Genomic DNA, 12781 nt, shown 5'->3' with positions numbered 1-12781 from the left:
GCGTGAGTGAAATGCGATTGTCTCGCTTATACTTACGCTTTCTTACCCGATTTTCAAAGGCTTGAAAATGAGCAAATTGAGCGCTAGTGTTTCGATACTGTTGTTTGCCACTACTTGTATGGGCTCAACATTAAAAGCACAAAGCCTAGACACTAGCTACAGTGGCTCGGTTAGAGTACGTTACGAAACGCTTAATAATCCAATTTTCCCTACTAATGAAAACATCCGCACAAAAACAAATGAGCGCCTCTCAACGCGAGTTAGGCTAAAAGGCGAAGCCAACTATGGGAATTGGAATGCTGTCGCCGAGATAGAAGATTCTCGCGCTTATCTCGACGAGAACGATCCCACCCTTAAGTCTTCGCAGGTGAATACGCTTGAACCAGTGCAGTTGTATATTTCCTATAAGGGCATAAGCGAATACCTAAGTAGCGTTACTATTGGACGAGTAACGCTTGATCACGGTAGCCGTCGACTGATTGGGCGCACACGATTTAGAAACGCTACGAATAGTTTTGAAGGCGCACTCATTGATGCAAATTGGTCTGGATGGCATGTGCGTGGTTTTTATCTATTGCCGCTGTCTCGCTTTCCTATCGATTCACCATCAGTCGATAGTAATAAACGGGCTTTTGATAAAAGTTTTAGTAATAGAAAGTTTTTTGGCGTTTATGCTGAATCGGAAGATAACACATGGAAAGTACATAGTTATTGGTTAAAAGAGTCCGACTCAAAGGATCTTGCGACCAAAAATCGCGACCTCTTTACCCTGTCGGTAGATTATTCGAAAACCTTTTCAGAAAACTGGAAATACAATATAGAAGCGATAGGGCAAACTGGTCAAGCTAGGCAGTCTACATCGACATCTGACATTGACGATAAGGATGTTAGCGCTTGGATGGTACATAGTCACATCGGCAAACAAATCAGTGCTAATATTTTTATCAGAGCGGAAATTGATGCTGCAAGTGGTGATGATGATAGCACCGATAACACTATAAAAGCCTTTGACTCCCTTTATGGTTTACGGCGGTTTGATTTTGGTCCTACGGACGTGTATCAAACATTCCCTCGAAGTAATATCCTAGCACCGGGGTTAAGAGCGGTCACAAAGTTCAATAGTGTCAATACGATCATGTTGGGTTACAAAGGGCTTTGGCTTGAAGAAGTAGCTGAGGGGCAGGAAGACTTTTTAGGACACCAAATAGAGCTTCGCTGGCGATATCAAGCATCTGCGCCACTAAGGTTCGAACTAGGCGGTGCATACCTTGCTAAAGGTGAAGCGTTAGAAACTGGCGCATACCCCGATAATTCTATGTACGCCTATACGGGAGTTATGTACTCTTTCTAAGTGTTAATATTGGTTATAGTAAAACATTGCCACATAGGCAGGTAGGGGGGATTGTTGATGGCCTGCTTTTACAATTAAGCTGATTAGATAGTGAGTGCATAGAGAAGCGCGTCTCTTCCAAATACGCGTTTTCTACACAGCCCTTCTTTCACACCGCCAATTCGCTCAGCAACACGCATACTCGCTTTATTGTTTGGTTCAACAAAGCACTCTAGTCTGTGCAGATTCATTTGCGAGAATGCGAGCTTTTTCAGTGCTTCACATAGCGCCGTGGCTAAGCCTCTACCGCAAGCGTCGGGTCTTAACCAGTATCCGAGGTTTGCGGTTAAATGCGTGTGATGAATATGATTGATAATACCCATGCCCAAACACTTTTCGTCATGCATTAACAAATACGTAAGGCCGTAACCTGTCTGGCGAGCTTTCTCCATACTAGTAATACACTGCTTCGACAATGCTGGCGTGACAGGGCACACCGCAGAGCCGAACCAAGGCTTTACATGGTGAATAGATTGTTGACCCGCATCGCATAGCGCATTGCAGTGTTTCTCTGCGATGCGCTGAATGCTAATTGGTCCTTGCTCTGTCTGTATAGGAGGCAGGCGAGAAGGTAAAATGGATAAGTCAATCAAAAGGGTTTCTTATCCAGCAAGCGGCAGGCAAATATAACGGCAAATACAACGAAGTAAGCAGCAAAGATAATTTGCATCCACTCTGCCATTCCCATAGACAAAAACTGCCACGTGTCTTCTAAACAGTCACCTTCAGCAGCAAACACCGCGGGCAGCCACTCATGAAGCTGTAACCATGAAGGAAAGTTAGGCACTATTTCACAGCTGGCGAAAAACGGGTTGGCAGCGTTAAGAATACCTACGTGCTCTTTGGCTATTAAAAAGCCCCAGCCTGCAGATACCGCCCAGCCAGCAAAGCCAAGCATACGGGTGAACCCGTTGTTCTTTATAATTACCACAAGTGCCGACAACACAATCCCGTACATAGCCGTACGCTGATAAATGCACATAATGCATGGTTTCAGGCCCATGCCGTATTGGAAGTACAGGGCTGCAATTTCCAATGCTAGTGATGTAGCGAAAAGCACAAGCCAAGAAGACTTGTGCTCTGCCCACTGGCTTATGCCGTGAATAAGACCTCGCATGGATTAGTGCCCCACCGCTTGCACGCCTGCTTCGGTAACCGAGTGGTGCTCAATAAGGTGCATGTCGTATAGCCACTGAGTTGCATCGGCAAGCCCAACATAGGTTGCCACCAAACCTACAATAGTAAGTACAATTGTGTACGGTAGCGCCATCATCACCATGCGGCCGTACGACAGGCGAAGTAGTGGGGCAATAGCTGATGTTAGCAAGAACAAGAACGCAGCTTGTCCGTTTGGCGTTGCAACACTTGGCAAGTTAGTCCCTGTGTTAATTGCTACCGCAAGCATATCGTATTGGTCACGAGTAATTTGACCTGCTTGTAAAGCCGCCGTTACTTCTGTGATGTACACTGAGCCTACAAACACGTTGTCACTCACCATCGAAAGAACGCCGTTGGCAAGGTAAAACATGACCATCTGCGTTTCACCTTCAAAAGACAGTACCCAATGAATAACTGGCTGGAAAAGGCCTTGATCAATAATAACCGCTACAACGCCGAAGAACACACAAAGCAAAGCAGTAAATGGTAGCGCTTCTTCGAATGCTTTTCCTAGCGCATGTTCTTCGATTACACCGCTCATCGATGTGGCTAGCACAATAACAGATAAGCCAATCAAACCGACCGACGCCATATGTGTAGCCAGGCCTACTATTAGCCAAACACCAATTAGCGCTTGAACCACAAGTTTTGCTGTTTCACGCTTACTGCGACCTTTGTCCATGTGTTCGTTGTAATCGACCAAAATCTGTCTAACTGCTGTGGGTAGTTTGGCACCGTACGAGAACATACCGGTTTTTTCTAACACTACCGTGGTTAACAAACCGAATACAAAAACGGGTAAGGTTACTGGCGCCATGCGGATAAAGAACTCTACAAAGTCCCAACCTGCTTTGTCAGCAATAATTAGGTTTTGGGGTTCACCTACCATAGTCATAACGCCACCTAACGCTGTACCTACCGCTGAGTGCATCATGAGGTTGCGTAGAAATGCTCTGAAGTCTTCTAAATCGTGGCTTCCTAATTCGTCATCACTGGTATGGTCGTGGTCAGAATGAAACTCTTTGCCTGACGCCACTTTGTGATAAATAGAGTAAAAGCCTAAGCCAACACTGATGATTACCGCCACTACTGTGAGCGCATCTAGGAATGCAGATAAAAACGCAGAGGCAAAAATAAATGAAAGCGAAAGTATTAGCTTATTACGTACCTTGATAACCAGTTTGGTGAACAAGTACATAAGTAAATCTTTCATGAAGTAGATACCAGCTACCATAAATACAAGCAGTAGTAGTACCTCTAAGTTCACTTCAATCTCATGCATCATATGACCGGGTGTCGTCATACCTATAAACATAGCTTCGATAAGAAGGAGTCCGCCTGGTTGGAGCGGGTAGCATTTGAGCGCCATTGCTAGCGTAAAAATAAACTGAATGACAAGCGTCCAGCCAGCTATATATGGATCCACCATAAAGATGAAGGGATTAACAATGAGAAAGGCAATAATGGTTTTTTTATACCAGTCGGGCGCATGTCCCAGGAAATTCTTATAGATCGCCGCGATCATTGAGGTTTGCATGAGTTCCTGTTCCTTTTACAACAAAGCACGCATTTTGCGCATCTTTATACTGTGTAGTTCCGGTTATTGCATACTTAAACTGCTGGTGCTGTACGATTTAATTCGTCTAACCGCCGTTTTGTTGCTGTCATTATAGTCGGAAATTAAGCGTACATGATATTACCGCCTTGAGAAAGCAATTCACAGACCCCACCATATGAAAGTCACTGAATATTTATCACTTTTTTGATGATAATTATCATTAAGATAGATAATGCTGACTATTTTGAACATAAAGTATACAAGTAGTGCTTTATGGTCTTTGAAATAACACTTTAATTTTAACAAGTTGTTAAAACCTTTAGTGGACTAAGCATAATTCATTGTGATAATAAAACAGCATCTGGTACAATCAGTTGCAAAATAACAAGAACGTGCAGGCGATTAGTTATGATTTATAAGGCACAGAGTCCAGCCGGATTCGCCGAAGAATATATTGTTGAATCTATTTGGAGTGGAAGATTTCCACCTGGCACCATTTTGCCTGCAGAGCGAGAGCTTTCTGAGTTAATTGGTGTAACGCGAACCACTTTACGAGAAGTATTGCAGCGTTTAGCACGTGATGGCTGGTTGACCATTCAACACGGCAAGCCGACCAAGGTAAATAATTTCTGGGAAACGTGCGGTCTGAACATTCTTGAAACCTTGGCTCGCTTAGACCAAGAGGGCATTCCTGAGCTTGTCGATAATCTGCTTGCTGCTCGCACGAATTTGAGTGCAGTTTTCATCCGAGGCGCCATTCGTAACAATCCTCAAGCGTCTGCAGATATTATCGCGAGATATAAAAATGTAGAGCAAGAAGGCTTGGCGTTTGCTCAATTCGATTATCAAATGACTCACGATCTAGCGCTTGCCTCAAACAATAACGTTTTCGTTTTGATGATGAACGGATTCCGAGGGCTTTACTCGAGAATAGGCGGGTACTTTTTCTCGCACCAGCAAGCAAGAGACGTGGCAAACAAGTATTACGCTGATTTGCTAGAAGTGGCTGAAAAAGGCGAATACGAAAAAGTACCAGTAGTGGTAAGAAACTATGGTATTGAGAGTGGTAAAGTATGGCTGTCTATTCGCGACGAAATGCCAAAAGATTTAGTCGATTAAGGTTAGTCACGTTTAGGTTCAGAAGAACGTAAACTTTATTTAAAATTCGATAACACGTTTTTATATCAAGCACCGCATGGCCCTTAGGGATATGCGGTGTTTTTGGTTGTGAAAGCTGCTTAATATTTTTCTATCTTTTAAGCGTGTATATTTTGTAACACTTAATTCCCGCCTTACCCGCATACATTTGCCATTAAAGCTAGAACCTCACTTTCATTTATATATACTCGTTATATAAAACAGCGACGGGCTTTTTTGCACATAAATTCAAAACTACGATAGTTTTGAAGAAGCACTTTTTGACAGCGATAAAGCACAAAGCGTGGTTAAACATGGGTACAAAAGGAAAAATAATGAAATTCATATGGATAGCACTTGCTGCAGGCGGGCTGATGTCAGGCTGTAGCCTTGAGAACAAAACGGAAAACGTTCAACAAGAGTTAGACAAGGCGGCTCCATCAGTTATGTTAAACACAAATGTAAATGCACCAGTAGCGAAAAAAGTGCCTTATGAGATGTCGGCGCATGGAGTGACTAGAAACGACAATTATTACTGGATGCGCGATGATTCACGCACAGATGAAGAGATATTGGCGCATCTAGAGCAGGAAAACAGCTATGTTGAAACAGTACTTGCGCCACTCAAAGAAACCCGTGAAGCACTTTATGAAGAGCTGATCTCTCGTATAGAGAAAGACGATTCCACGGTACCTGTTTTCGATAATGGCTATTGGTACTTCACCCGTTATTCGGGAGAGAACGAGTATCCTGTATACCTGAGAAAGCCTTCACTGGATGCAGAGCCACAAGTGTTGCTTGATGCAAATGTTATGTCTGAAGGACATGACTATTTTAGTATTGGAAGTTACTCGGTGAGCAGTAACAACACGCTTATGGCGTACTCTGAAGACACGCTTAGTCGTCGAATTTATACCGTATACGTAAAAAACCTGGATACCGGCGAAAAGCTAAATGATGTACTAGAGGGCACGTCAGGTAGCGCAGTGTGGGCTAATGACAATGAACATTTATTTTATGTGAAAAAAGACCCGCAAACTCTTTTAGGCTATCAAGTGTATCGTCATAAGCTGGGTACTTCTCAAGAAGACGATGTCTTAATGTACGAAGAGAGCGACCCTACGTTTTATACTTACATCAGTAAAAGCAAAGACGATAGCGTTATTTACATTCATCATTCTAACACTGACAAAACTGGCGTGACTTTGATAGATGCAGACAATCCTACGTCTCAATCAGAAGTATTCCTACCTATTAAAGACGGTCAGGAATATAGCGTAGCAAAAGCAAGTGACGGTTATTACGTTTTAACTAATATTGATGCAAAAAACTTCAAAGTAATGAAAGCGCCGCTTGATGCAACAAGTGATGTGTCGAAATGGCAAGAAGTAGTCCCACATCGTCCAGAGGTATTTCTTCAAAGTATTGAAGTGATGAAAAATCATCTGGTTGTGAAAGAAAAAGAAAATGGCGTGTTGCGCTTAGTCGTACACAACCTAACTTCAAAAGAAGAAAAGGTTATACCAACTCAAGATCCAATTTACGGAGCGTACTTTAATGCGAACCCTGAAATGGATACTAACAAGTTAAGAATTTATTACAGCTCGCTAACGACGCCAGGCTCTATCATTGATATCAACCTTGATACGCTTGAAAGTGAAGTGATGAAGCAAACCCGTGTGTCTGACACGTTTGACTCTTCCGCTTATGCATCTGAGAGAGTAATGATTGAAGCGCGTGATGGCGCAATGATTCCCGTGTCCTTGGTTTATCGTAAAGATAAGTTTAAGAAAGATGGCACTAACCCACTGTATCAATATGCATATGGTTCGTACGGTGCAACTATTGACCCGACATTTAGGAGCAGCTGGCTTTCTTTAATAGACAGAGGGTTTGTTGTTGCTATTGCACATATTCGCGGTGGGCAGATGCTAGGGCGTGAATGGTATGAGAGCGGTAAAATGCATCAAAAAATGAATACATTTACTGATTTTATTGATGTATCAAGAGGCTTAGTTGCTAAGCAGTACGCTGATAAAGATCGCGTATTTGCAATGGGCGGCAGCGCAGGTGGATTACTAATGGGTGCCGTTGTCAATATGGCCCCTGAGCTTTATCAAGGGGTAAGTGCTCACGTGCCGTTTGTTGACGTGGTGACTACGATGAGCGATGAGACTATTCCATTGACCACAGGTGAGTATACTGAATGGGGTAACCCAGCAAATAAAGATGAGTTTGATTACATGCTGTCTTACTCGCCTTACGATCAAGTAGAAGCTAAAGATTATCCACACATGCTAGTAACTACAGGGTTACATGATTCGCAAGTTCAATACTTTGAGCCGATGAAGTGGGTTGCTAAACTTAGAGAGTATAAAACAGATGACAACTTGCTTCTGTTTAAAACCGACATGGAAGCGGGGCACGGCGGCGCGTCAGGACGTTTTAAGCGGTTTGAATCAACTGCTCTAGAATATGCCTTTGTTTTGCACCTTGCAGGTGTACCACTTTAATTCGATGCTAATATTTAGAATTTAGCTTTTGTCTTTAAGCCCGAATAAGTCACCACTTTTCGGGCTTTTTTATTTTTTAGTGTTTTTAGTATGCGGATTCTAATTGTTAAGCGTACAGTTTAACCATGGTGTTGAAACACACTCAAATTTAGCATTCATAGGAGCTGAACATGACTACTACTGACACAATTAAAGGCAAAATTAACGAAGCCGAAGAAATGGCGCGTAAAATTTGGTTAGCAGGCCTAGGCGCTTATGGTAAAAGCGTTGAAGAAGCGCAAGGGCGTTACGAGAAACTAAGCGAAGAAGCGAACAAAATGTTCGACGAGCTAGTAACTAAAGGTGAAACGCTAGAAGACGATGCTAAGAGCAAGTTTAAATCCACCACTAACGATGTGGAAAATCGTGTAGCTGATGTTCGCAAAAAACTTGGTCTTGATTCTGAGCCAGCAGATCAGCGTATTGAAGAGCTCTCGGCTAAAATCGATGCCTTGACTGAAGCTGTTGCTAAACTGGCGGCAAGCAAGTAAAGCGATAGTCTTTTTTGGGCTCCGCTTGCGGTGCTCAATATGCAGTTTTTGATTACTACTTAGTTTGAGTAGGGTATTAATAAAATTGCAACTGAGTGGCAGTGAAAGCCGCGTGTTCAAGCTTAGAGTGAGCTATTAGCAAAGCTTTGAAACTAAGCTGTGAAAAGGCCTTACACTGCCATGCTTACAAATCTCCATATTGGAGGCGTTATGAGCAACAAAAATATTCCCAATCCAGAAGTTGTGCCTGTTGCCGAAAGAAAAACGACAACACTAAATGGTAGCAACGCTTCACCTTTAAAATCGTCCCCCTTGTTCGGATGGCTCTTCGCTGGTTCTGACTTATTATCTGAAAAGTTAGACCAAGCTGCAGGTGTGGTCAGCCAGAGAATTGACGATACACACGAAACCATTAACGCAATGCAGGTTAAAGGCCTTGAAGTGGAAAGTGAACTTAGGCGTACACTTAATCCATTCGCTTTAGTCGACGCTGCACAAAAGCTGGTGGCATCAACGCCGTTATTTTCAGCATTATCAGGTGGTCAAAAACGTCAACAGAAAGAGCAGCAACTTGAAATGTTGAGTGCAAAAGTGGATTTGCTCGTCGAGCAAGTAGCCCTTTTAGCTGCAAAAGAAGCGGCTAAAAAAGTAGATGCGGCAAGCACTGCGAGCAAGGCTGCTGCACCTGAGAAGACAGCATCTAAAGCTACAGCTGCTAAAAGTACTCCGGCTAAGTCGCCCAGTGCCTCTTCTTCAACTGCACGCACTCGCAAAACGAGTTCGGCAAAGCCTGCGACGACATCGACGAGCACAACTAAAAAAGCGTCTACTGGAACAGCTGGTAAGCGTACTACAGCGAAGTCAACTGCAGCTAAGAGCACAGCACGTAAAACAACGGCGAGTAACAAAACTACACCGGCCCAAAGTACGACTAAAAGTACATCAAGTTCCTCTGAAACCGCTAAAAACGACGAGTAAAAGCACTGAAGATAGCTAGAAGTCGCTTTTGAAGAAAGCGCCAATTACACGCTTATGCATTAATTGGCGCTGCTTCGTGTCAGAGGTGCAGTAGATTGTCTTTCAATAAGTTCAAAAATAATGAATGGCAGCATCAAGCCTCTAAATTATCCGCTTCTAATCCCAGTATTTTCGCGAGTATATCTGAATCGTTTTGTATTGCGTAATAATCACCGTGATACATTAACGCGATTCGTTTTTGGTTATTAGTTAAAACGCTTAGCACGTGACAAGTAAGTGACCCACTAAATGTATATATTCGATGCGTAACTAACAGAAGCTTTTCAAACGAATCAAAAGCAACTTTAGTTTTTGGACTATGCGAACTGCCGACGTTCAGCGCTTTTTCGTTTAGGTCAAAATAGAATTTTGTTCTGCTTTTTCTGCATATAAAGGCCGTTCCTAAACTAAAGAGCCCCCCAGTGTAAGCACGACAACAACGAATTCGGTTCTCGAATCAAGGTTTGGCTCCAACTGCCAAACTTTAACCGACATAAATATGCAGCATGCCCAACAAAAAATTTGCATTACCCATTCAAACAAATAGGCTTTTAAACTAGGAGTAATAGTGACGGCATCTTTATTAATATTTAAATTTGCGTTGCAAAAACTAGAAGCGGCTAGTTCTCGTGTAATAGTAATTTCGTCATCCGCTTTCATACTTAAATTCCCTTTTGAATAATAAAAACAAGTATAAGAAATATTAATGCCGTAGGCTACGCATAGAGGTAGTTGTATTTGAGTTTGATTTTACGTCTTTCAGCAAGGCCATTCGAGAAAATATGAAGTGGGTCGTCTTCGAGATAACTGGCGAATAACCTGACAATGTTAAGAAAGAATATCTTAGAGCAAATTGGCTAGCGTACAGGGCGTGATAAATACTGCCACAAATGTTGTTAGTTAGAAATTGAGTAATTATATTCAATCCCTTCTGATTATTTTTAGTTATTTAATTCTTACGAGTTAATAATAATTCATATAAACCACTGTTTTATAGAGTTTATTTGTGGTTTGGGAGAATTTTATTTAATAATGAAAATACTAAATTATTTAAAGGACGAGCACTAGGGTGTTCGTTAAATTCAGTTATGTAATTAGTATGAGTTCTGAGTGCGAGCCATCAATATGTAAACTGAAAACTATCAGCGTAAGAGAGTCTAGCGAGCTCTCTAATTATATTTAAATAAGGAATCGAAAATGAAAGAAATATGTGAGATGGAAATTGCTCAAGTCAACGGCGGCAATCAATTACTTCTTGGAGTCGGAATTGGTTTAGCAGTAAATTATACATATGAAAGTATCGGCGGTGCTGCCGGAATTAACCGATATTTCGAAAACTCATGGGCTTCGATGAAGTCTTCTTACGATTACAATGTTAGAAGGTTGCGCAGAACCTTTGAGTTAAATCGCCCATAACTTTAGCTGGCCTGCTTTTCTAGTAGCAGGCCACAATTACTCGGAACGATAATGAACTACAAAGCATTTTTGGTCGCATGTGTATGTCTTCCTTGCGCAATATACTCTGACGGTTTTGTTGAGCAATATAGAAGTTCTGTTTCTGAAAACATTCTTTTGAGCACGGCTTTGTACTCAATGCCTAATTTTATTTCGGTATTTTTTGTTTCTTTGCCATTTATGTTTACTAGATACGCTTTCAAGAAAATATTGCTAGGATTAATTCTTGGTACAATAGTCTATGAGTTTATGCAGGCTAAGTTAGACTGGGGAACAACAGACTATATGGATATTGTGTTTACAATCTTGGCTGGTTTGATATTAGTGTTGATATACAAATCGCTGATATATATGAAAGTATTGCAAAATGAATAGCATTAAAATTTAACCCATTGAGCACGAATTCAACTCTCTATTGCACCGTTTATACTCACAAGTTCAGGGAGAAGCACTCTCTTTTTAAACTCACGAATGATTAGAGGCTCTCAAAAAAGACCCTAAGCACTGCTTCACTTCTAGTCATTACCCGCTAACCGTTCTTCGCCCACAAATTCTGATGCTTTTTAAAACCGAAGAAATCGTAGGGTTCCCAAAAGCTTGGTACTAAATCATCAATAGCATCTGGCGTGAAATTGCTCGACAGCTGGCTCATAATTTCGCCTAACCTTTCTTGGCCCACGCGCATTAGCTTTTTTCTGTTTGCTGGGAAATACAGGTTTCTACCTTTTGGAATGACTTCTTGCGCACCGCTGGTGATGTATTTTTGGTTCCTTGTCACGACTTTGCATAAAGGCTCTGCGGGGTTCGCGGGGTTCAGCCCAATCACTATCGCGCATTCATATTGGTCTTTCTCTTGGCCTTTTTCATTAACAGGTATATATGTAACACCAAAACCTTGTGGGAAGTAGCCCACCAGCTCAACAAAGTCCTGTGCTAATTGTTTATTTAGGCCACCTTTTTTCGCAAGTTGCTCAATTAACATATAGCCCTTGGGTAAGCTCTTGCGGGAATAGTCTGACTTGGTAGAAAGCACGATGGAAACGTAAATTTGCGGGATTTTCACAATCTCGCCTAAACCGGTTTTTGACACAAAGGCGTCTTTAACCAAACTCAGCAAAAATTCGTTAGCATCTTTGTGAGTTTGATTGAAACGGTCTCTTTCTTCTTTGTTGTTACCTACGTAGTTAGGCTGTCCTAAACCATCGGATAAGTAACGTAACGTGAAGTGATAGTTTAGCTTCAGCAGGTCTTTTCGCTGCGATTCTTCTAATAAACGAAACTCATCTAGGTCGCCGTTTTCACCTTTTAATATGGTCTGCGCAGCAGGGCTCTGTAAACCAATATCTTGCAGAAGGGCGGCGGTGATAAGAGGGCGACCTAACTCAGTTTTCCATTTGTCTCGCCAATAGCGGTTTCCGCGAAAGCGAGAGGCGGCTTCGCGATACTTTGATAAATATTTGTGGGCAATTGTGTCGTGTTCTAAAAGTCTATCTACTAAGCGCAACGTTAAGACAGCCTTATAGAGCGGTTTGAAGCGCATATGCACACGAGCAAAATTGCCCTCAGGTCCTCGTGTCAGCAGCATTATGGTCCCAAGCAGCTTAGCGCTTAACTGTTGTGTTTCTTGCCAGTTATCGCCTTCACAGAGCTCGATTATTTTAGTGCTTACAGCGTCCAAGCGCTCTAATCTCGCTAAACGCTCCTCTTCAAGTTTTTCTGAGCTATTTCTTATTTGTTGAGCAAGCTGTTCAGCTAATACTTCTTTCTTTTTATTACCTTCTATTCGCTTAAGCTGTGCTTTTAATTCTTCAATATGCTGCTCAAGAGAAGGGGCGAGGGAAAAGTAATGACTGGCATCCTCAAAAACCGAACCGAAGCCCGAGTCTTTAGGATAAATCATGTTGATAAGTTGTTTTACCTGCTGCGTAAAAATGCTATCGGGGTTTTGGCTTTGTGCGCTCACCGTCTTCCTTTCAAATGATGCTGCGAATTGCGATTACGTTGCTATAAGCAATTCAGGACA

At 42.1% G+C, this 12781-nt stretch carries 12 protein-coding genes; 7 read left to right on the top strand and 5 right to left on the bottom strand.

Annotated elements, in window-relative coordinates:
* The first annotated feature begins 67 nt into the window (after positions 1-67).
* On the top strand, positions 68-1351 hold the full coding sequence (locus PCAR9_RS12725; protein WP_179983915.1) for an alginate export family protein: 1284 nt from the start codon (positions 68-70) through the stop codon (positions 1349-1351).
* Positions 1352-1434: 83 nt separating this feature from the next.
* Here the strand turns inward: PCAR9_RS12725 and PCAR9_RS12720 are convergent, their stop codons facing one another.
* From PCAR9_RS12720 to nhaB, 3 genes are read right to left on the bottom strand one after another with little or no spacing between them, the layout of a single operon-like run.
* Positions 1435-1983 carry a GNAT family N-acetyltransferase gene (locus PCAR9_RS12720; protein ID WP_179983914.1) on the bottom strand — a complete coding sequence of 183 codons (549 nt, stop codon included), beginning with the start codon at positions 1981-1983 and terminating at the stop codon, positions 1435-1437.
* Positions 1980-2507 (bottom strand): disulfide bond formation protein DsbB, encoded by a 528-nt coding sequence (gene dsbB, locus PCAR9_RS12715; protein ID WP_179983913.1) that lies wholly within the window; start codon positions 2505-2507, stop codon positions 1980-1982. The genes PCAR9_RS12720 and dsbB overlap by 4 nt, the downstream gene beginning before the upstream one ends.
* Before the next feature lie 3 nt (positions 2508-2510).
* On the bottom strand, positions 2511-4085 hold the full coding sequence (gene nhaB / locus PCAR9_RS12710) for a sodium/proton antiporter NhaB (protein WP_179983912.1): 1575 nt from the start codon (positions 4083-4085) through the stop codon (positions 2511-2513).
* Between the two features lie 429 nt (positions 4086-4514).
* On the opposite strand from nhaB, the gene fadR reads away from it, so the two are divergent.
* From fadR to PCAR9_RS12690, 4 genes are all read left to right on the top strand, one after another.
* A complete protein-coding gene (fadR, locus tag PCAR9_RS12705; protein ID WP_179983911.1) occupies positions 4515-5225 on the top strand; it encodes a fatty acid metabolism transcriptional regulator FadR in 711 nt (236 codons plus the stop codon).
* A gap of 353 nt (positions 5226-5578) precedes the next feature.
* Positions 5579-7756 (top strand): S9 family peptidase, encoded by a 2178-nt coding sequence (locus tag PCAR9_RS12700; protein WP_179983910.1) that lies wholly within the window; start codon positions 5579-5581, stop codon positions 7754-7756.
* Between the two features lie 170 nt (positions 7757-7926).
* A complete protein-coding gene (locus PCAR9_RS12695; protein WP_025255732.1) occupies positions 7927-8286 on the top strand; it encodes a phasin-related domain-containing protein in 360 nt (119 codons plus the stop codon).
* A gap of 210 nt (positions 8287-8496) precedes the next feature.
* The gene (locus tag PCAR9_RS12690; protein ID WP_179983909.1) at positions 8497-9264 is read left to right on the top strand and encodes a hypothetical protein; all 768 of its coding nucleotides are present in this window, start codon (positions 8497-8499) and stop codon (positions 9262-9264) included.
* Between the two features lie 441 nt (positions 9265-9705).
* Here the strand turns inward: PCAR9_RS12690 and PCAR9_RS20105 are convergent, their stop codons facing one another.
* Positions 9706-9963: a hypothetical protein gene (locus PCAR9_RS20105; protein WP_232091196.1), complete on the bottom strand. Its 258-nt coding sequence runs from the start codon at positions 9961-9963 to the stop codon at positions 9706-9708.
* A gap of 537 nt (positions 9964-10500) precedes the next feature.
* On the opposite strand from PCAR9_RS20105, the gene PCAR9_RS12680 reads away from it, so the two are divergent.
* Complete coding sequence (locus tag PCAR9_RS12680; protein ID WP_118493601.1) at positions 10501-10719, top strand: hypothetical protein; 219 nt, start codon at positions 10501-10503, stop codon at positions 10717-10719.
* Positions 10720-10770: 51 nt separating this feature from the next.
* A complete protein-coding gene (locus PCAR9_RS12675; RefSeq protein WP_118493604.1) occupies positions 10771-11133 on the top strand; it encodes a hypothetical protein in 363 nt (120 codons plus the stop codon).
* A 154-nt stretch (positions 11134-11287) separates the two neighbouring features.
* On the opposite strand, the gene PCAR9_RS12670 is transcribed toward PCAR9_RS12675, so the two are convergent.
* Entirely contained in the window at positions 11288-12721 is a 1434-nt protein-coding gene (locus tag PCAR9_RS12670; RefSeq protein WP_179983908.1) for a hypothetical protein, read from the bottom strand.
* Positions 12722-12781: the final 60 nt, after the last annotated feature.

Origin of the sequence: Alteromonas macleodii (assembly GCF_903772925.1) — a bacterium.
GTDB classification, from domain to species: Bacteria; Pseudomonadota; Gammaproteobacteria; order Enterobacterales; family Alteromonadaceae; genus Alteromonas; species Alteromonas macleodii_A.
Note: the sequence above shows the minus strand (reverse complement) of the source record. Positions and strands in the feature narration are given on the sequence as shown.